Source organism: Winogradskyella rapida, assembly GCF_042675845.1.
In the GTDB taxonomy this organism is placed as follows: Bacteria; Bacteroidota; Bacteroidia; order Flavobacteriales; family Flavobacteriaceae; genus Winogradskyella; species Winogradskyella rapida.
In genome coordinates this window covers 189,793-209,616 of the sequence record NZ_JBHTKM010000017.1, presented here as the reverse complement: position 1 = coordinate 209,616, position 19,824 = coordinate 189,793, and the positions used below count along the sequence as shown (strand labels likewise).

17 protein-coding genes are annotated in these 19,824 nt (G+C 36.2%); 6 read left to right on the top strand and 11 right to left on the bottom strand.

Translation table 11 applies throughout. The annotated features are described in order from the left end of the window. The first annotated feature begins 116 nt into the window (after positions 1–116). The gene (locus tag ACFQ13_RS04745) at positions 117–737 is read left to right on the top strand and encodes an L-threonylcarbamoyladenylate synthase (protein WP_114309493.1); all 621 of its coding nucleotides are present in this window, start codon (positions 117–119) and stop codon (positions 735–737) included. Between the two features lie 7 nt (positions 738–744). Here ACFQ13_RS04745 and ACFQ13_RS04740 read toward each other — a convergent pair whose 3' ends face one another. The 6 genes from ACFQ13_RS04740 to ACFQ13_RS04715 all read right to left on the bottom strand — a co-directional run bounded on the left by ACFQ13_RS04740 (position 745) and on the right by ACFQ13_RS04715 (position 7,865). After that, positions 745–1,947 (bottom strand): multidrug effflux MFS transporter, encoded by a 1,203-nt coding sequence (locus tag ACFQ13_RS04740; RefSeq protein ID WP_386114637.1) that lies wholly within the window; start codon positions 1,945–1,947, stop codon positions 745–747. A 157-nt stretch (positions 1,948–2,104) separates the two neighbouring features. Then, complete coding sequence (locus ACFQ13_RS04735) at positions 2,105–3,646, bottom strand: acyl-CoA carboxylase subunit beta (RefSeq protein WP_386114634.1); 1,542 nt, start codon at positions 3,644–3,646, stop codon at positions 2,105–2,107. 94 nt (positions 3,647–3,740) lie between these two features. Then, on the bottom strand, positions 3,741–5,180 hold the full coding sequence (gene accC / locus ACFQ13_RS04730; RefSeq protein WP_386114631.1) for an acetyl-CoA carboxylase biotin carboxylase subunit: 1,440 nt from the start codon (positions 5,178–5,180) through the stop codon (positions 3,741–3,743). Positions 5,181–5,320: 140 nt separating this feature from the next. Next, positions 5,321–5,797 (bottom strand): acetyl-CoA carboxylase biotin carboxyl carrier protein subunit, encoded by a 477-nt coding sequence (locus ACFQ13_RS04725; protein WP_386114629.1) that lies wholly within the window; start codon positions 5,795–5,797, stop codon positions 5,321–5,323. Between the two features lie 130 nt (positions 5,798–5,927). Beyond that, positions 5,928–6,605 (bottom strand): PrsW family intramembrane metalloprotease, encoded by a 678-nt coding sequence (locus ACFQ13_RS04720; RefSeq protein WP_386114626.1) that lies wholly within the window; start codon positions 6,603–6,605, stop codon positions 5,928–5,930. 3 nt (positions 6,606–6,608) lie between these two features. Further along, positions 6,609–7,865, bottom strand: coding sequence for a flippase (locus ACFQ13_RS04715; protein WP_386114623.1), 1,257 nt, complete (start codon positions 7,863–7,865; stop codon positions 6,609–6,611). Positions 7,866–7,959: 94 nt separating this feature from the next. On the opposite strand from ACFQ13_RS04715, the gene ACFQ13_RS04710 reads away from it, so the two are divergent. Further along, positions 7,960–8,937: a helix-turn-helix transcriptional regulator gene (locus tag ACFQ13_RS04710; RefSeq protein ID WP_386114620.1), complete on the top strand. Its 978-nt coding sequence runs from the start codon at positions 7,960–7,962 to the stop codon at positions 8,935–8,937. Between the two features lie 504 nt (positions 8,938–9,441). On the opposite strand, the gene ACFQ13_RS04705 is transcribed toward ACFQ13_RS04710, so the two are convergent. Next, complete coding sequence (locus tag ACFQ13_RS04705; RefSeq protein WP_386114617.1) at positions 9,442–10,008, bottom strand: NUDIX hydrolase; 567 nt, start codon at positions 10,006–10,008, stop codon at positions 9,442–9,444. A 55-nt stretch (positions 10,009–10,063) separates the two neighbouring features. After that, entirely contained in the window at positions 10,064–11,152 is a 1,089-nt protein-coding gene (locus tag ACFQ13_RS04700) for a M42 family metallopeptidase (RefSeq protein ID WP_386114614.1), read from the bottom strand. Between the two features lie 126 nt (positions 11,153–11,278). On the opposite strand from ACFQ13_RS04700, the gene ACFQ13_RS04695 reads away from it, so the two are divergent. The 4 genes from ACFQ13_RS04695 to trhA all read left to right on the top strand — a co-directional run bounded on the left by ACFQ13_RS04695 (position 11,279) and on the right by trhA (position 17,369). Further along, the gene (locus ACFQ13_RS04695) at positions 11,279–12,169 is read left to right on the top strand and encodes an ABC transporter ATP-binding protein (protein ID WP_386114612.1); all 891 of its coding nucleotides are present in this window, start codon (positions 11,279–11,281) and stop codon (positions 12,167–12,169) included. Positions 12,170–12,193: 24 nt separating this feature from the next. Then, positions 12,194–15,841, top strand: a complete 3,648-nt coding sequence (locus tag ACFQ13_RS04690; RefSeq protein WP_386114609.1) for an ABC transporter permease/M1 family aminopeptidase — start codon at positions 12,194–12,196, stop codon at positions 15,839–15,841. A 206-nt stretch (positions 15,842–16,047) separates the two neighbouring features. Next, positions 16,048–16,740, top strand: coding sequence for a DUF4294 domain-containing protein (locus tag ACFQ13_RS04685; protein ID WP_386114606.1), 693 nt, complete (start codon positions 16,048–16,050; stop codon positions 16,738–16,740). A gap of 2 nt (positions 16,741–16,742) precedes the next feature. Then, positions 16,743–17,369 (top strand): PAQR family membrane homeostasis protein TrhA, encoded by a 627-nt coding sequence (gene trhA, locus ACFQ13_RS04680; RefSeq protein WP_386114603.1) that lies wholly within the window; start codon positions 16,743–16,745, stop codon positions 17,367–17,369. A 10-nt stretch (positions 17,370–17,379) separates the two neighbouring features. On the opposite strand, the gene ACFQ13_RS04675 is transcribed toward trhA, so the two are convergent. The 3 genes from ACFQ13_RS04675 to ACFQ13_RS04665 form a co-directional block, all read right to left on the bottom strand. After that, positions 17,380–18,378, bottom strand: coding sequence for a lipoate--protein ligase (locus tag ACFQ13_RS04675; RefSeq protein WP_386114601.1), 999 nt, complete (start codon positions 18,376–18,378; stop codon positions 17,380–17,382). Positions 18,379–18,462: 84 nt separating this feature from the next. Next, positions 18,463–19,101, bottom strand: coding sequence for a hypothetical protein (locus tag ACFQ13_RS04670; RefSeq protein ID WP_386114598.1), 639 nt, complete (start codon positions 19,099–19,101; stop codon positions 18,463–18,465). A gap of 149 nt (positions 19,102–19,250) precedes the next feature. After that, on the bottom strand, positions 19,251–19,766 hold the full coding sequence (locus tag ACFQ13_RS04665) for a GNAT family N-acetyltransferase (protein WP_386114595.1): 516 nt from the start codon (positions 19,764–19,766) through the stop codon (positions 19,251–19,253). Between the last annotated feature and the right edge of the window lie 58 nt (positions 19,767–19,824).

Sequence of the window (19,824 nt, the reverse complement as noted above, 5' to 3'; positions counted from 1 at the left end):
AATTAAGAACCTAGACCGAAGTTTACATGAATTTTTTAAAGACGATTTAAAGAATTAGTTCCTTCCTATAAAAAAAATATAGTTACTTTGTATTTCTTATTGTAAAGACACAAATTATGGCTGAATTCATTAAAATATATCCTGAAAACCCCAATCCAAAAGAGATTCAGAAAGTCATAAAGGTTTTAAAGAGTGGCGGACTAATTATTTACCCTACCGATACGGTTTATGGTTTAGGTTGCGATATTACCAATATAAAAGCTTTAGAACGTATTGCTAAAATTAAAGGTGTAAAGCTTGAAAAGTCTAACTTTTCTTTTGTTTGTGAAGATTTAAGTAATCTTAGTGATTATGTGAAACAGATTGATACCACCACCTTTAAAATTTTAAAACGTGCCTTACCTGGGCCTTATACATTTGTGTTACCAGGCTCTAAAAATTTACCAAACCCCTTTAAAAAGCGAAAAACAGTTGGGATTAGAGTACCCGATAATTCCATAGCCTTAGCAATAGTTGCTGCCCTTGGTAATCCTATTGTGTCAACCTCTATTAGAGATGAAGATGATGTCTTAGAATACACGACAGATCCCGAGCTTATATTAGAAAAATGGGATAATCTGGTAGATCTAGTCATTGATGGAGGTTACGGCGATAACGAAGCGTCAACGATTATCGATTTATCAACGGAAACCCCTGAGATTATTAGAGAAGGCAAGGGGAGTTTAGATATTTTTTAAGCGACTATTATCCTTTTACTCGTACAGGTTTTTTTACACTGTAAAATAAGATCAAACCAATAATACCGGTAATTAAGAATCCTAAGAACAGCGGTAAAACAGAGGTGGTAATAAAGCTACCAATAAAATTCGCAATCGGAACAGCCATGACAGTGGAAATAAATCCATTTAAGGCCGACCCAATACCTGCAATATGCCCCATAGGCTCCATGGCTAAAGCTCTATAATTTCCAAATAGGAAAGCAACGCTCGCAAATTGTACCATTAAAAAGCCTATTAAAACGCCAATAGGAGGGTTAACGCCCGACCAGAATAATACCACATAGATAAAGGCCGTACTGATAAAAACGAGTAAGGCAATATGGACTAAATTCCACATTCCAAAACGCATCACAATAGCACTATTTAGAAAGGTAGACAGACCAATGGTGACCGCCAAACTCGCAAAGATGTAGGGGAAATATTCCCCTAAATTATACTGAACTTGAAAAATCTGTTGCGATGTACTCAAGTATACCATAAACGACCCGGTAACCAATCCGGAGAGTAAAGTATAAATAACGGCAGATTTAATTCTGAAAAACGTAATAGATCCTGATTTAAAAATGGAAAGGTGAAATGTTTTCTGATACGATTTATGCAGTGTTTCGGGTTGCCGTTTCCAAAACCAAATCATTACAAAGGATCCGAATATTAAATTAACCGTAAAAATGGAGGTCCATCCAAAATGAAGCAATAGAAACTGTCCTAGCATCGGAGCAATAACGGGTACTAAAATAAAAGTCATCGTTACGATGGAAAGAATCTTAGCCATATGATCGCCACTATAAGAATCCCGTACTATGGCGATACTCATGGTTCTTGGAGATGATAAGCCAACACCTTGCAAAATACGACCCAGTAACATCATCTCAAAACTACGAGTTGTCATACAGATGATAGAGGCAATGACAAAGATAACAAAGCCACAATAGACCATTGGTTTACGGCCAAAACTATCCGAAAGCGGACCAAAAAGGAGCTGACCAAAACCAATACCTAAAAATATAGTGGTAATTAACTTTTGGTTTTCAGTATCTCCAGTGCTTTTTAAATAGGCACCAATATCTGGTAATGCAGGTAATACAGCATCAATAGCAATGGCGACCATAGCCATTAAGGCAGCCATTAATGTAACAAATTCTAGTTGTGACCTTTCTTCTTTTTGCATTCCGCAAATGTAAGGCTATTGTGTGTAGTGTAAAATGCCTTAACGTTAATTTAAATTTGATTTTAATAGTGCCTCTAAATTTCTTTTCTAGAAAATAAAAAACCTGATAAGGCATAATATCTTATCAGGTTTTTAGTAGGCTTATCTTAATGCGCTCTTATAAGGGAATGTTACCGTGTTTACGATCCGGCTTCGGAACCGCTTTATTTTCTAACATTTTAAAAGCCTTAATTAATTTACGTCTTGTGTTTTGTGGCAGAATAACATCGTCTATAAATCCACGTTCGGCAGCACTATAAGGGTTGGCAAATAGTTTGGCGTATTCGGCCTCTTTTTCTTTTAATTTAGCCTCTTTGTCTTCTGCATTTGAAATCTCTTTCTTAAAAATAATTTCGGCAGCTCCTTTTGCACCCATTACAGCAATTTCAGCATTAGGCCAAGCAAAATTCATATCGGCTCCAATATGCTTAGAGTTCATTACATCATAAGCTCCACCATAGGCTTTACGTGTAATGACCGTCACTCTTGGTACGGTAGCCTCACTAAAGGCATATAATAATTTGGCGCCGTTAACAATGATACCGTTCCACTCTTGATCGGTTCCGGGTAAAAAGCCAGGAACATCTTCTAAAACGAGTAATGGAATATTAAAACAGTCGCAAAAACGAACAAATCGGGCCGCTTTTTTAGAGCTATCGACGTCTAAAACACCCGCTAAAAACATGGGTTGGTTGGCCACAATACCGATACTTCGACCGCCTAAACGGGCAAAGCCAACGATGATATTTTCAGCGTAATCTTTATGAATTTCATAAAAAGAATCTTCATCAATAATCCCTGTAATTACCTCATGCATATCATAAGGCTTATTCGGATTTTCTGGAACTATAGAATTGAGATCGGGTCTTATTTCTTCTTTCAGTTCAAAAGGGAGTGAATCGGCTTTTTCTTTATGACTCTGTGGGAGATAGCTAAGAAGTTTTTTGATGTCTTCTAAACATTCTACATCATTAGTCGCGGTTATATGTGCCACTCCAGATTTTGAAGCGTGTACACTAGCACCACCTAACTCTTCACTGGTCACGGCTTCATTAGTTACGGTTTTTACCACATTAGGTCCTGTAACAAACATATAGCTGGTATCTTGTACCATCATGGTGAAATCGGTCATTGCAGGCGAATATACGGCACCACCTGCGCAGGGTCCCATAATCGCTGAGATTTGCGGAATGACTCCTGAGGCTTGCACGTTTTTATAAAAAATATCGGCATAACCTCCTAAAGAGCGTACTCCTTCTTGAATACGAGCACCACCAGAATCGTTAAGCCCTACTAAAGGGGCCCCAACATTAATGGCCATATCCATAATTTTACAAATCTTTTCAGCATGAGTTTCAGATAAAGACCCTCCAAATACGGTAAAATCTTGAGCAAACACATAGATTAATTTACCATTTAAGGTCCCATAACCTGTAACAACACCATCACCGTAATATTGTTGGTCTGCCATTCCAAAATCTTTGGTTCTATGAGTGACTAAAGCACCAATTTCTTCAAAAGAACCTTCATCGAGTAAGTACATCACACGCTCTCTAGCGGTTAGTTTTTTCTTTTCGTGTTGCTTGTCTATTCGGGCTTGACCTCCGCCTAATTTGGCTAAGGCTAATTTATCATTGAGTGTTTTTATTTTTTGATCCATGGGATTTATATTTTAATCTTATCGCAAGGTCTATTGCAAATAAAATTTAACGTGTGTTTATTGGGTTCCTTTTTTAGGCTATGTAAAGCTTTATTTATTGCGGAACGCGTAACATTTGTTGTGCTTTTAAGTATTCTTTTAAGGCTATTTTAGCGGCAATTTCGGCCTCTAATTCGTCTTGTTGTTTTAAGAGGTCCGGAGCGTAATATTTTTCTACAAAATGCGTATCAAACTGTCCACTTTTAAAAGCGTCGTGATGACAAACAAAATGCCCGAAACCTAAGGTTGTTTGCACGCCAACAACGTTAAAAGCTTCAATAGCCTTAATCATTTGCGCAATAGCCTCGTCTCTTGTGTCGCCGTAGGTGATAAGCTTAGAAAGCATAGGGTCGTAATAAATAGGAATGTCCATACCTTGCTCAAAGCCATTATCGACTCTAATATTTTTACCTTCTGGCCATTGATACACCTCTAAGTGGCCTACGCTAGGTAAAAAATCGTTCATAGGATCTTCAGCATATACCCGAAGTTCTAGGGCATGTCCGTTAATTTTTAAATCCTCTTGTTTTAAATTGAGTTTTTCACCTCTAGCAACTTTAATTTGAAGTGCTACTAAATCCACCCCTGAAATCCATTCGGTCACCGGATGTTCTACCTGAAGCCTCGTGTTCATTTCTAAAAAATAGAAATTATGATCTTCATCTAAAAGAAACTCTACCGTTCCTGCGCCAATATAATCGCAAGAGCGTGCCACGTTAATGGCGGCTTGCCCCATTTTTTCTCTTAATTCGGGTGTTATCGCAACAGACGGCGCTTCTTCTATAACTTTTTGATGTCGACGTTGTATGGAACATTCGCGTTCAAAAAGATGAATTACTTGACCGTGCATATCGGCCATGATTTGTATTTCAATATGACGAGGAGAAGCGACATATTTTTCAATAAAGACGGCTCCATCTCCAAAGGCCGATTTAGCCTCACTTATGGCTCTGTGCATTTGACTTTCAAACTCGGCTTCGTTTTTTACAACACGCATTCCTTTTCCACCACCTCCGGCAGAAGCTTTTATTAAAATAGGAAAACCAATGCCTTTGGCTATGTCTTTAGCACGTGGAATATCTGTAATGGCATTTTCCGTACCAGGAACCATAGGAATATCGTAGGCTTTAACGGTTTCTTTTGCCGCCAATTTGCTTCCCATAACTTTAATAGCCTTAGAGCGTGGTCCAATAAATATGATGTTGTTCGCTTCACAAAGTTCCGCAAAGGCAGCGTTTTCACTAAGGAACCCGTAACCCGGATGGATGGCATCAACGTCTAATTGTTGTGCCACTTCAATAATTTTATCGGCTTTTAAATACGACTCGCTAGACGGTGCAGGGCCAATACAAACAGCTTGATCGGCATATTTTACATGAGGAGCGTTTCTGTCGGCTTCAGAAAATACGGCTACGGTTTCAAGTCCCATTTTCTTTGCCGTACGCATAACTCTTACAGCAATTTCTCCTCTATTGGCAACTAATATTTTTTTCATGAAAGATTGTAATTGGGTCGTCCTAACAATTTAGGAACAGATTGAATCTATTATTTTACGTTATAGACAAAGGGTGTGTATTGAGTGCGTGTTTTGTTTCTTTAAAAAACATGAATTGCGCACTAATCCCTTCCGCAGTCTTATTCAAATGCAATAAGAAGGGCATTTTTGTCTACAGTTTCGCCTTGTTTTATGGTGACAGATTTTATCACACCTTCACGAGGGGAATGGATCACATTTTCCATTTTCATCGCTTCTAAAATGAGTAAGGTGTCATTCTCTTTAACTGCATCACCCGCTTTAACATGCACTTCGAGTATTAGTCCAGGCATTGGAGCTTTAATTTCATGGATTTGTTTAGAGGCACCAATCTCGAAACCTAAGGCTTCTATTTGCTGATCTAAGGCATCATATAAATTGACCTCATAGGTGTTGTTATTGACTTTTACCGTATAGAATTTCTTGTTGAAATTAGAGGTTAAGATTTCTGCCTTAACACTGGTATGTTCATGAAGTAAATGATAATGTAGGGGCGTTGTTTCTATAATATCTAAGGTCTCTAAGCTTTCTTTTGAGAGATTGAACGTGTGAGACGAATTAACTTTAATTTTATACATCGTAGAAATTTTACGTGATTAATTATTTTGACCTAAATCTATTGCAAAATAACAAATTTACACGGCGAATTATCATATAGTATTGAAAATATGATAATCGCGCTTTGTCTACCGCTGCTGGAATACTAAATTAAAGTGATCTAAAATGAGAATTATCTTGATGGGCCTTTATGGCTTTTTTTGAAAGAAAAATTCCGATAATTAGAGAGATAAAGGCCCCAATTGAAATGCCTGGAATAAAATTAATAAATAAGAAGAAATCATAAGCGCCATGAAATAACACGGCTAAAAACAGTCCGGTTAAATTAAATAAAACGCTGCGGTTTGAAAATTTTGATTTCCCCATATAAAAGCCCATAATGATGCCAAAGACCGCATGGGCCGGAACAGCCGTAAGCGCTCTTAATAAGGCTACTTGATAACCTCCATTAATAACATACAAGATGTTTTCCGTACAAGCAAATCCCATAGATACCATAACGGCATACATAATGCCATCATAAGGTTCATTAAAAGCTTTTTGCGGTTGGGCATAATATTTTACAATAACGTATTTACTGAATTCTTCGGCTAAGGCTACCACTACAAAAGCCTGAATAAATTGTTGCCAAATACTAAATTCGTCAGTTAAAGGGATAAATCGGCCTGTAAAAAGATAGAGTACAAATACAATGAGAATACTTACCACGGCCCCAAGGGCAAAGCTGATGGCTAAAAGACGTTTTGGTTCCTTATCATATTTATCTTGAAAATAGATATAAAGAATAATACTAAAAACAGGAGCGATGGCAAGAAGAAGTAATGTCATAGATTAAATAAAAGATAAGAGTTGTCGTCTGCTCTTACGATCTAAGAACATATATAGAATATTAGTGGAAAAATGGCTGAGGAGTACCGCAATGGCAGCACCTTCGACTTTAAAAATAGGAATGAGCAAATAGCACAAAACAACGTTAACGGCGCAGCCTAAACTAAATCGGTAAACATTTTTATTAAGGTCATTAGTGTTAATAAGGTGTTTTTCATAGATCATGCCTATAAATATAATTAGTGGCGACCAGCAGAATATGAGCAAGGGATTTAAGGCTTCAATATAGCTTTCTGAGAAATATTCGCTTAAAATATATCCTCCGAAAAAGGTGTATAATAGACCAATAGCTGTCCCGAGGATGAGCATAATTTTAAACAGGCGGATGATTTTTTTTCGATACAAGGCCGTATCGTTTTGATACGATTCTGCGAGAGAAGGGTAGAGGGCGTTTATAATTGAAAATCCTAAATTCCAACTTAAGGCAATTACTAAAAATTGAACAGTAGCAAATATGCCATTAGCATGATCGCCTATAAAATATTTTAAAAACAATTCATCAATCGTAATGTAAAACATGATGATTGCATTAGAAATCATTAGGGGAAAGGCCATTTTTAAAAGGGACTTACCTAAAGGCCAATTAAAGCGCCACGATTGAAATAAAAAGGGTTTCTTCAGTCTTAAAATAAGAAAGTAAATAAAACCTTGAATAAAAAAGTCAAGGACTATAAGTTGCGCAAAATAGTCCACACTTAAATGGTTTTTAACACCGTAATACTGTAGCGCCACAATAATACTTAAGGTTGTAATTTTACAGATGAATATGATTTTGGTCCATTTTTGTGCTAGTAAATAATATTCAAAAATATCCGTGAGTTTAAAGAGATAGCTGAGAGCAATAATGATATATAAATGGGATAACGGACTACTCTTCGCTATACCAAAGTAGATAAAGACGCCGATGAAGATTAAAAGCCAACTGACAAGTCTAAGGTAAAAGGCTGTCGATAAAATTTGAGGGCTCTGTTTGGGTTTAAAAATGATTTCTCTGATGCAAATGGCAGATAAGCCCAGTAAAAACAAAGGTGTAAACATCCCTAATACCGATTCTACAAATTTTAGTTTACCGATATCAACAGTCCCTAAAGTGCTAAAAATTTTAGGAACAATAAAAACACCGGTTATAAACTGGATGATTTTTTCAAGGGTAAACCATTTTGTGGCAATAAAATCCTTTCGGCTAAAAACTGATGTCATGTCTTCTGTATAGGCTGTCAAATATATAAAACCGATTCCTTTTAGGCATTTAAAATATTATGATTAAATTGGATTTTTTTATTTCAGAAAATTAATGACCCCAGAGTTTTTACGCCGCTACTATATTGTACGTATCATATCTAATCCTAGTGTTTACGGTATTCATAATAATGGCTATGTGCCATTAGAAGAGTTACAGCGAACATTAGATCGAATTCGCGCCAATCATAATGAAGATGATTTGTACGACAAATTAAACCTTCATAGTCAGAAAACGATAAAACGCGATTTAGAAAAAATTAAATCGTATTACTATACGATAATTTTACACAAACGTAATTACGGTTATTATGTAGACAGTGCTGGAATTAGTGAAAAGCTCAAAGAGGTTTACGAAAAGACCGAACTTTATTTGCTGCACCACCACGCTCATGCTTGGAAAGCACATTTAAGTACGGCGCGGAGTTCCTTAAGCTCTCGGGTAGACTTGGTTCCTTTAATTCATGCCATAGATCAGAACTTTAGTATAGAATTAGAATATCAGGGATGGTATGAAGATAACGGCTTTCAGACGATTAAAGGTTTTTTTCAACCTCTGCATATTAAAGAAATTAATAAATCGTGGTATTTAATGGCCCATAACGAGCAGTATGGAATTTATGCGTTTAGTTTAGATGACCGCATTAAATCCTTAGTAATAAGCAAACGCCATGTAAAAAATCCTATAGATTTTAATCCTTCAACCTACTTTGAACATGCCATTGGGGTCTTAAAGACCAATATAAAACCGGAATGGATTCATATTCAGGTAGCTAATCATCATTTTAAATATTTAGAAAATAATCCCTTACACCATTCTCAAAAAATTATTTATAGGCCTAAAGCAATGGATACTAGAAATTTAGATTATAAAAACCCTAATATTTGGGGTGAAATAAAAATCTATATTGAACCTAATTATGAGTTTTTAATGGAAATCTTAAAATATAATCTGTGGGTTAAAGTTGTAAGTCCTCAGCCCATTAAAGAATATGTAAAGCATCATTTGGCTTTGATGGTTGATTATTATTAAGTTATGTTATATTGAAAAATCCCTAGGATATTAAAATATAGTGTTGTATTTTAGTACTTATGGGATGAAATCTAACTTTTTATAAGACAGGGAGGAATTTTAGCGATGGAAATTTCTTTAAAAATGAAAGAAAGCGCCTACAGGTATAAGGTTAACGTTCTGAGCGCGTTATCTGCCAAGCCGAAAAAAAGTAAGTATTTTACTCATAATAAATTTGAAAAGGACACATTTTGTCCATTTCGTTTGTATTTTTGTGTCAACCAAATCGTAATAAAGATATTCTTATGAACATCGTTTTTACATTTTGATATAGTCATAATTCGAGGTCATACATTAGATATAGGGGTATAGCTATTAGTCGAAGGGGGACTTATTGACTGAGAAGAACTGACTAGATATAACCTCAACCTTAACGGGTTGGGGTTTTTATTTTTTTAACCCTGTTTTAATGCTCACTTCAGAAGTAATCCGCTCAGTATGGTTTTTAATCTGTAGTCTTTTAACCTATTCTTTAGGTAATTCTAAGGTGGTAGATATCGCTTCTATAACCTTTAAGTAATAATCGCGGTTACTCGGAATAAAGTGTCCGTTCTCTGCACTGTGGTCTAAAAGCATTTTAAATTCTGCTATTGAAACTAACTTTATAGCTTCCACTTCAGATTCTTGTATAACTAAATGGGCTATAGGTACGTTTAATTGGGCTTTGAATACCTGATGAAATTCATTATCTTGAATACGGCCTTCGGCGTAACGGCTTTCATGGAGAAAAGTGCCTACTTTTTCAAGGGCATTGGCTGTTAATTCTAAACCTATTTCTTCTTTTGTTTCGCGCAGTGCTGCTTGTATGAATGATTCCCCAGCATCTATATGTCCGGCAACCGACACATCCCAAAGTAAGGGATATATGGCCTTTTTATGCGAGCGTTGTTGTAGTAAGATTTTGCCTTCTGGCGTGTAAAGCCATAAATGAATGGTGTTGTGGTAAAGCCCTTTAGTATGCGCTTCAGATTTTAAAGCTTTATACCCTAAAGAAACACCTTGTTTGTCAACGATATCTAAGAATTCATCCATGGTAAAAAAAATAGACCTGTTAGATTTGAAATCTCTAACAGGTCTTTTTAATTAATTATTTAAAATAGCTGAAGGTTTCCCCGTTCTCAATTTTCAATAACGATTCATATATTAATTTAATCACGTTCTCTACGTCATCTCTATGTACCATTTCTACAGTGGTATGCATATAACGTAGCGGTAAAGAAATTAATGCTGAAGCTACACCACCATTGCTATAGGCAAAGGCATCGGTGTCCGTTCCTGTTGCTCTAGAGAGTGCGGCACGTTGAAAAGGAATATTTTTCTCTTCGGCAGTATCTGTAATTAAATCGCGCAATTTCTGTTGTACGGCTGGGGCATAAGCGACAACCGGTCCTTTACCAATCTCAGCGTAACCTTGCGTTTTCTGATCTATCATTGGTGTAGTCGTATCATGGGTCACGTCCGTTACAATAGCAACATTTGGTTTAATGGTCTGCGTTATCATTTCTGCACCACGTAAACCAATTTCTTCTTGTACAGAGTTTGTAATGTAAAGTCCAAAATCTAACTCTTGTTTGTTCTCTTTAAGTAAACGTGCAACTTCAGCAATCATAAATCCGCCCATACGGTTATCTAAAGCTCTACAAACAAACTTATCTTCGTTTAAGATGTGAAATTCATCAGGGTAAGTGATAACACAACCTACATGAACGCCCATTTTTTCAACTTCTTCCTTGTCTTTTGCTCCTATATCAATACAAATATTGTCAGGTTTTGGAGCTTCTTCTTTAGATTTATTTCTAGTATGAATAGCTGGCCAACCGAAAACCCCTTTAACAATACCATTTTTGGTATGAATGTTTACAATTTTACTCGGTGCAATTTGGTGATCACTACCACCGTTTCTTACCACGTAGAGTAAGCCGTTATCAGAAATATAATTCACATACCATGAAATCTCATCGGCATGTCCCTCAATCACCACTTTATATTTGGCTTCAGGGTTTATAACAGCTACCGCAGAACCATAAGTGTCAGTGATAAACTCATCAACGTAAGGTTTTAGGTAATCCATCCAGATTTTTTGACCCTCCCATTCGTAACCTGTAGGAGAGGCATTATTTAAATATTTTTCAAGAAAATCGAGTGATTTTTTATTAAGTATGCTTTTAGAAGCCATATGTAAATTTTTGAATTTCTGTAAAAATAAAAGGATTTATTCAGCTATAAAACGCTTTAAGAAATTTTTGTAACAAATTCAGCTATTTTTAGACCTATATTACAATCATCCAAAACGAACCCAATTATGAAGCTGGTAATTAAAGACCTTACTAAAACCTATAAAAATGGCGTAAAAGCTATAGATCATCTTAATCTTGAAATCGGAACCGGAATGTTTGGGCTCTTAGGGCCTAATGGAGCAGGGAAATCGTCTTTAATGCGCACCATTGCCACACTACAGAAACCCGATTCTGGTACTATTACCTTTGGTGATATCAATGTCTTAGAAGACAATATGGCTTTGCGTAAGATCTTGGGGTATTTACCACAATCTTTTGGCGTTTACCCAAAAATGTCGGCCGAAGCGTTATTAGATTATTTTGCCACCTTGAAAGGCATTCATTCTAAAACGGAACGCCAAGCCTTAATTAAAGAAGTTTTAGAAATTACCAACCTCTATGAGATGCGTAAAAAATACGTGGCTGGCTATTCAGGAGGGATGAAACAGCGTTTTGGAATTGCTCAATTGTTATTAAATAATCCGAAATTAATTATTGTAGATGAGCCTACCGCAGGCTTAGATCCGGCAGAACGCCATCGTTTTTTAAATGTTTTAAGAGAAGTGGGGACCAATTGTACCGTTATTTTCTCTACCCATATTGTAGAAGACGTTAAAGAACTATGTAATGATATGGCTATATTGAATGGAGGACGTATTTTAAAACAAGCCACTCCAACGCAAGCGCGCTTAGAATTAAAAAATCGTATTTGGACTAAAACTATTGATAGAGATGATTTAGAAGCTCATGAAGCCCAATTTAATGTGTTGTCTTCTAATTATAACGAAGATAATTCTCTTAATATCCGTGTGTTTAATGACGTGCAGCCAAGTGCCGATTTTATAGCTGTAGAACCTCAGCTAGACGATGTTTATTTTATTGCCTTAAAGTCAGACGAACCTGTTGCAGCCCTTTAATTTTATTCATTTAAACGTACGTCTATGTTTTCTACAATATTTTTTCATGAATTAAAATTCTGGTTAAAAATGCCTGTAACTTATATTTATATGGCTATTTTTTTCGTGATTGCCGTATTTATGGCCGCAACTACAGCGGGTATTTTTGATAGTATCACCGCAACGACGGGTTCATCTCGAATTGTAAACGCACCGCTTGGGGTTAATGGTTTGTTTAACGGATTAGCCATTTTAATTTTCTTTTTATTTCCTTCAATTATTGGAGCTTCTATAAATAGAGATTTTAAAAGCGAAATGCATTCCATTTTATATTCTTATCCGTTTACCAAAGCCAATTATTTATTCGCTAAATTTTTTAGTGCTATTGTGGTGGTCTCTCTAATTGTAATGACTATTGGGGTTGGTATGGTTATCGGGTACCGACTGCCTGGCACAAATGCCGATTTAATAATACCTTTTGATTTTCAGTCGTATCTCAATACCTATTGGCTGTTTATTTTACCTAATATACTCTTGTTTGGTGCTATTGTTTTTGCGGTTGTGACCTTCTCCAGGAATATTGCAGCGGGTTTTATTACCGTTATTCTATTGTTGTTTGTGCAACGTATTACTGACAACTTTCTCTACGATCAAGACTACCGTTATTTAGCGTCTCTATTTGATCCTTTTGGGTCATCGGCAGTGAGTTATTATACCCGTTATTGGACGGTTTATGAGCAAAATGAACTGCATATTCCTATTAAAGAAGTGATTATGTATAACCGTTTGCTCTGGTTAGGTATTGCGAGTTTAATTTTTGGAATTGTATTTAAACTGTTTTCATTCAGCCAAAATGCAATGTCATTTTCATTTTTCAGAAAGAAGAAAGGTGAGCGAGCTACAAAGCGAAATTTTGGCGGTATTGTTAAGATCGATTTGCCAAAGGTAAGCTATGATTATTCTTTTATTCAAAACTTAAAGGCGACTTGGAAAATAGCTCAAGTTGAATTTAAATATATTGTAAAAAGTTGGGCATTTATCAGCATTGTGCTGGTCGGACTTATTATTGTTTTGGTGGCCTTATCTGAAGCCGGAAGCCAAGTTGGCGCCTCTTCTTATCCAAGAACCTGGCTTATGCTACAAGGCGGAGGAATATTTGTCATCGCCATAAATATCTGTACCTTTCTCTATGCCGGAATGTTAGTCAACCGGAGTAAGATTGCTAATATTAACGGATTAGAAGACGTCACACCCATACCCAATTGGTCCTTGTTTGCCTCTAAATTTATAGCCCTTGTACTCATGCAGATTTTGCTGCTATCAGTAATAATGGTCGCAGGAATTTTATTTCAACTTTATCAAGGCTATTTCGATATAGAATTAGGGCTGTATATCAAAGAACTGTTTGGTTTAAAACTTATCAATTATGTCATTTGGGCCTGTTTAGCGCTTATGGTACAAACCTTAATTAGAAATCCGTATTTAGGATTATTTGTTTTATTGGTGCTTTCCATCGGAATTCCATTGTTGAGTTTGGCGGGTATTGAGCAACCCTTATTTAAATATAATGATGATTCTGGGTTTAGCTATAACGACATGAATGGTTATGGAGAGTCCTTACCGCGTTATATGTTTTATAAGTTGTATTGGACCCTTGGAGGATTAGTACTCATGCTTATCGCGGCTTTATTTTGGGTTCGTGGTCTTCCGAGTTCCTTTTCAGAACGTATTGAGATCGCGAATGCTCGGTTTAAAACAACATTTGCCATCACTTTTGTAGCCGTTTTAGTTGGATTTTTCCTTCTAGGGTATACCATTTATCACGAAACCAATATTCAAAACGATCGCTATTCTTCTAAAGAACAAGAGGAATTAAGAGTGAATTGGGAAAAGAAATATAAAAAATATGAGGCCTATGCACAGCCTCGCATTATCGCTGTAGATGTGGACTTAGATCTATTTACGGAAGCACAAAATTTTGAAGCTTCAGGACGTTATACCATGATTAATAAAACGGAGCAGGGTATAGATAGTATCTTTCTTAACTATAACGATTATGACAGTACTTTTAAATTCAACAAAGACAATAATCTGGTTTCTGAAGATACCTTATATAATTTCAATATTTATCAATTAAAGCAAACGCTTCAACCTGGGGATTCTTTACGCTTAGAGTTTACGGTTAAAAATAAACCGAATACCTTATTCCTTAACAATTCGCCTGTTATAAAAAATGGAACTTTTGTGAGTAATATGGAGCTTTTTCCTAATTTAGGTTATAACGGAGGCGAACTTACTGACGATAAAACTCGTGAAAAATATGGCTTAGCTCCAAACCAATTAAAACCACATCCTTCAGACTCTACAGCGTTAGGGAACACTTATCTTTCTAAAGATAGTGATTGGATTGATTTTGAAACCACGGTGAGTACCACAGAGGGACAAATTGCCATTGCTCCGGGTTATCTGCAAAAAGAATGGGTAAAAGAGGGAAGGCGCTATTTTCATTACAAAATGGATAGTAAAATCTTGAATTTTTACGCTTATAATTCAGCAGAATACGAGGTTAAAAAAGACAAGTGGAAGGACGTCGATCTTGAAATTTATTATCACAAAGGACACGAGTACAATCTCGAAAGTATGATGGATGGGATGAAAGCGTCCTTAGCTTATAACAGTGAAAACTTCAGTCTATATCAGCACAAGCAACTGAGAATTGTTGAATTTCCTAGTGGCGGATTTGCCCAGTCCTTCCCTAATACCATTCCGTTTTCTGGAGATGCCGGGTTTATTGCCGATGTTGAGGATAGCGAAGATGGCGATCTTAATTACACCTACGCTATTACGGTACACGAAGTGGCACACCAGTGGTGGGCTCATCAAGTTATTGGCGCTGATGTTTTAGGAGCAACCATGTTATCTGAAAGTTTGTCGGAATATGTGGCTCTTAAAGTTTTAGAAAAGGAGTTAGGAAAACCTCAAATGCGTAAATTTCTTAAGCGCGCTTTAGATGATTACCTCTTTCAACGCACCTTTGAGAGTAAACGCGAAAAACCATTGATGTACAACGACGGACAAGGTTATATTCGTTATCAAAAAGGCTCTTTGGTGTTTTATGCTTTAAGTGATTATATAGGTGAAACGGTTTTAAATGCCGCCTTAAAAACCTATGTAGAGAAGGTGAAATTTCAAGAACCTCCTTATACAACGTCTATAGATATGGTAAATCATATAAAAGCCGTGACTCCTGATAGCCTTCAATATGTGATTAAAGATATGTTTGAAACCATAACGCTTTATGATAATAGCATAAAAAATGTGAGCAGTACGGCCTTGGACAACGGACAGTATAAAGTGGATATAGAATTTGAAGTAAGTAAATATAGAAACGACGAAAAAGGAAAGCAATTATTTTCTGAACCTGGTAGAGATTCTATTTCTTATGTGCCTGAAGGGAGAACCAAACCTATTTTATCTCTGCCTTTACAAGACTATATTGATGTTGGCGTGTTCACGAGCCATAATGTTGATGGAAAAATGGAAGAAAAGCAACTTTATTTAAAGAAGCATAAAATAACGGCCATTCATAATACCATTTCTATCATTGTAGATGAAAAACCAACCGAAGTGGGGGTAGACCCTTATAATAAACTCATTGACAGAAACTCTGTAGACAACCGTCAGCAGTTGTAAATCGTATTAAAATGATGTTAAAGACCTTTCAGATGTATGTATTCTGAAAGGTTTTTTTATACCTTTTAACTTCCATACACAGCGCTCATCACATAAAAAAAAGAGGAGAATAAGTTGAAGAATTTAAGTCTAGAGCGCACAAATATTAGTAATTTTGAAATGACACAAAAAGCATTTTTGGAACGATTTTAGTAGGCTATTTATTCATGAAGTACTGTACTTATATAGCATTGTTTTTTTCATTGATTTTGAATGCCCAAATAGATCCCGTTGAGCAAGACTCTACAGTGGTGCATTATATGATTATTGAAGGCGACTCTATTCCTGTAACCAGCGTAGATTTAAATGAGGTTTTGGTTTTGCCACCTCTAAAATTTTCTGATCGCAAATCTCGAATCCGTTATATTATTTTAAGACGAAAAACCTTAAAAGTATATCCGTATGCCAAATTGGCTGCAGAACGTTTAGAAACGCTTCAAGCCAGATTGGAAGGGTTAGAAAGTAAGCGCGATAAAAAACGTTATGCTAAAATAATTCAGAAATACATACAAGATGAATTTTCATCAGAACTAAAAAAACTCACCAAAACGGAAGGGCAAATCTTAGTGAAACTGATACATCGGCAAACCGGAAGAACCACCTTTGAACTTATTAAAGAACTCAGAAATGGTTGGCGTGCCTTTTGGTTTAATAGTACCGCGAGTTTATTCGATATTTCTTTAAAACGAGAGTTTGCTCCAATTGATGTTGAAGAAGATTATTTAATTGAAGATATTTTGCAACGGGCCTTTCAAAGTGAACGTTTAAAGCGCCAAGATCCGGCTTTTGATATTGATTTTTATAGCTGTGTAAGTAAATGGGCAGCACCAAAAGCAACGACTTCAGATAAGCATTATTAAAGATGAGAATTCAAACAAAACGAGAAGAGTTACTCAATGCCTGGACGCATGGTATTGGGGCCTTATTAGGGGTTGTAGCCTTAGTCTTATTGCTTCTTAATGCCGATAAGCTTACGCCGTGGAGCGTGTTTAGCGTCATCGTTTATGGGCTGTCTATTATAATTTTATTCTTAGCCTCAACCTTGTACCACGCCGTTGAAGATGAACAACGCAAATACTATTTTAGAATTGTAGATCATATTAGTATTTATGTGCTTATCGCAGGGACGTACACGCCTGTATTATTGCTTGTTCTTCCCGATAGTTTAGGTTGGGTGTTGTTTTATACCGTTTGGGGTATCGCTGCTTTTGGTGTGATTTTAAAACTGTTTTTTACGGGCCGATTCGAAATATTTTCAACATTACTTTATTTGGTAATGGGATGGCTTATTGTTTTTGATTTTTCAAACCTTTCCATTGAAATGGGGTCTGATGGTATATTATGGCTTTTTGCAGGTGGATTATTCTACACCGTTGGCATTATTTTTTACGCCATTAATAAAATTCCGTATAACCATGTGATCTGGCATTTGTTTGTGTTAGGTGGTGCCATTTGCCATTTTTTTATGGTGTATTGGTATGTGTTATAAGGCGTAGGTCTTAATCATTTCCATAGACTAGCGTTAAGAAATCTGATTTTTCAAGAGTTCCAAAATAATGCTCGATAGCCACGGATTCTAGGGCTTTACTTATTTCATGTTTGTCATAAGGCACTCCAATGAGCAAGTTTTCAAGGTCTGAAACCGGTTGTCTTCCAAAGAAATCACCAAAGATTTTAAAATCTGAAATATGACCTTTTTCAACAAAAATACGAAGGTCAATTTCGCCGATAGGAAATCGTTTATTCCGCTGAATATTAAACTTCGGGGAGCGTCCGTAATTCCAGTCCCACAGATCATATTTTTCGGCTTTTAAGTCATAAACCGCTTTCCATTCGGCTTCGGTTAGCCTATAAGTTTCAAAAGGCTCACTAGCTTCGTATAAGCCTTGAAGTAACTCCGATTTAAAATCGGTCATGCTTAAGGGCGTCTCTAAAAAATCACTAATATTAGCCACACGACTGCGTACAGATTTGTGCCCTTTAGATTGTATTTTGCTCATTTTAACTTGAAGCGCTTTTACCACTTCACTCATATCTGTGTTAAACAACAAGGTTCCGTGACTAATCATGCGCTTTCCAGTAGAGAATTGTGCGGTCCCCGAAATTTTTTGTTCGTTTACTAAGATATCGTTACGACCTTTTAATTCTGCGGCAACCCCCATAGCGTTTAAAACCTTAATGACCGGAGCTGTAAATTTTTTAAAGTTGCTAATGCTTTTTCCATCGTGATTCGTGATAAAGCTAAAGTTTAAGTTCCCCAAGTCATGATACACCGCACCGCCACCAGAAACCCGTCTTACCACATGAATATTGTTCGCTTCAATATATTCTTGGTTAATCTCTTCTAAGGTATTTTGGTTACGACCTATTATAATGGAAGGGGCGTTAATATAAAACAGTAAATAGTCCGTAGAGGCATCAAAATGTCTAAGAATGTGTTCTTCTAATGCCAAGTTTAATTTAGGATCTGTATGCCCTTCGTTATCAATAAAAATCATAAAACCTATTGTTTTGGATGCTTTACAAAGATAATATTCTCCTTGGGCTTAAGAAGAGTTGGCTTCTAAATATTGTGTAAAACATTAGGATTTTAACGCGGCATAGGCATCTGCCACATCGCTAACATTAGCATTCTTAAAATCTTTATTTTCTATACGTTCTACAAATTCTGGACTGTCTTTAAAAAAGAGGGCCATTGCTTTTCGTACTTGCCCGTTTGAAAAGCCTTTAGCGTTTACAATGTAGGTTTTGTCTTCTTCACGTCGCTGTAAAGTGAAATATAAAAACTCCCACATGGAATGGGCTCCTGTTATAGAGTGCATCATACCATTTTTGTCTAATTTATAGCGTTGCGCTAAGGCATAACAGTTGAGAAGATCATTGGTATGGAAGCGCAATTGCCAATGTTTTTTTGTCTTTTCCATTTCGTAATCTTTTCCCAAAGATTTAAATAAATGGACTACGTTGAGCCTTTCAAATAAAAATTGAACGCCTTGCTTAGATGTGATAAGGATTTTTGATAATTCGCTATCTTTAATTTTTTCCGTTTTTCCTTTCTCTGTACTTTTAAATTTAACACTATTTTCAAAAAGTTTATTAGATGGTAGTTTGGCATAACCCTGTAAGATACTGCCATCTGTTAATTGTAATTGCGCCTGAAAATATTGGGCTTGTAGGAAAAGAGAAGTAAGAAGTAAAATTAAGGTCAATATATTTCTCATAAAAGGGTTCATTAATTAAAGATTGATTGCCGGTTGTATTCTTAGCTTATAACTTTGAATATGTGACTAATATAATCAATAAAATTGAAAACTAACAGGCCCTTTATTAAGGAGGAGGAAATCTTTAAAAGGATAAGGAAAAGGCGCTTTTACGGCTTTATATTGTATAATAAAAGAGGATCTTCACTTTCAGGGAATGCAATTTCTCCAGCGGGTTGTAGACCTAATTTTTCAAGAAGCCTTTGTGAAGCGAAATTATCTTTATCCGTAATAGCACAGACTTCCTGAAGGTTAAAATCATTAAAAGCGGCAGTCAATACTCGGTTTGCAGCTTCGTAGGCATAGCCTTTTCCGGTATAGTCAGAAAGAAAAGCAAAACCGATATCAACACCTTCTAGACCTTCTCGATCGTACAATCCGCAGGTTCCAATTTTTGTGAAATCTTGCTTTCTTATAATGGTGTAATTGGCAAACCCTAACCGTTCTAGTTGTGCTGTAATTTTTTGGCTGATATAATCCTCGGCCTCCGCTATGGTATGTACGTTTCTGTCGCCAATATATTTTAACCAAGAAGGACTATTTAAAAGCTGAAGTATAAAACTAGCATCCTCTAAAGTCGTCGGTCTTATGATTAATCTGTCGGTTTCAAAGGTTTTATAGCTCATACAGACGGCTTTAAAAACAATTAAGGCTTATCGTTTTATTGCGGCTAGGGCTTCCGTT

Coding starts and splice junctions, on each gene's coding strand:
- ACFQ13_RS04745 (WP_114309493.1), top strand. CDS start 117: ATGGCTGAATTCATTAAAATATATCCTGAAAACCCCAATCCAAAAGAG.
- ACFQ13_RS04740 (WP_386114637.1), bottom strand. CDS start 1,947: ATGCAAAAAGAAGAAAGGTCACAACTAGAATTTGTTACATTAATGGCT.
- ACFQ13_RS04735 (WP_386114634.1), bottom strand. CDS start 3,646: ATGGATCAAAAAATAAAAACACTCAATGATAAATTAGCCTTAGCCAAA.
- accC (WP_386114631.1), bottom strand. CDS start 5,180: ATGAAAAAAATATTAGTTGCCAATAGAGGAGAAATTGCTGTAAGAGTT.
- ACFQ13_RS04725 (WP_386114629.1), bottom strand. CDS start 5,797: ATGTATAAAATTAAAGTTAATTCGTCTCACACGTTCAATCTCTCAAAA.
- ACFQ13_RS04720 (WP_386114626.1), bottom strand. CDS start 6,605: ATGACATTACTTCTTCTTGCCATCGCTCCTGTTTTTAGTATTATTCTT.
- ACFQ13_RS04715 (WP_386114623.1), bottom strand. CDS start 7,865: ATGACATCAGTTTTTAGCCGAAAGGATTTTATTGCCACAAAATGGTTT.
- ACFQ13_RS04710 (WP_386114620.1), top strand. CDS start 7,960: ATGACCCCAGAGTTTTTACGCCGCTACTATATTGTACGTATCATATCT.
- ACFQ13_RS04705 (WP_386114617.1), bottom strand. CDS start 10,008: ATGGATGAATTCTTAGATATCGTTGACAAACAAGGTGTTTCTTTAGGG.
- ACFQ13_RS04700 (WP_386114614.1), bottom strand. CDS start 11,152: ATGGCTTCTAAAAGCATACTTAATAAAAAATCACTCGATTTTCTTGAA.
- ACFQ13_RS04695 (WP_386114612.1), top strand. CDS start 11,279: ATGAAGCTGGTAATTAAAGACCTTACTAAAACCTATAAAAATGGCGTA.
- ACFQ13_RS04690 (WP_386114609.1), top strand. CDS start 12,194: ATGTTTTCTACAATATTTTTTCATGAATTAAAATTCTGGTTAAAAATG.
- ACFQ13_RS04685 (WP_386114606.1), top strand. CDS start 16,048: ATGAAGTACTGTACTTATATAGCATTGTTTTTTTCATTGATTTTGAAT.
- trhA (WP_386114603.1), top strand. CDS start 16,743: ATGAGAATTCAAACAAAACGAGAAGAGTTACTCAATGCCTGGACGCAT.
- ACFQ13_RS04675 (WP_386114601.1), bottom strand. CDS start 18,378: ATGATTTTTATTGATAACGAAGGGCATACAGATCCTAAATTAAACTTG.
- ACFQ13_RS04670 (WP_386114598.1), bottom strand. CDS start 19,101: ATGAGAAATATATTGACCTTAATTTTACTTCTTACTTCTCTTTTCCTA.
- ACFQ13_RS04665 (WP_386114595.1), bottom strand. CDS start 19,766: ATGAGCTATAAAACCTTTGAAACCGACAGATTAATCATAAGACCGACG.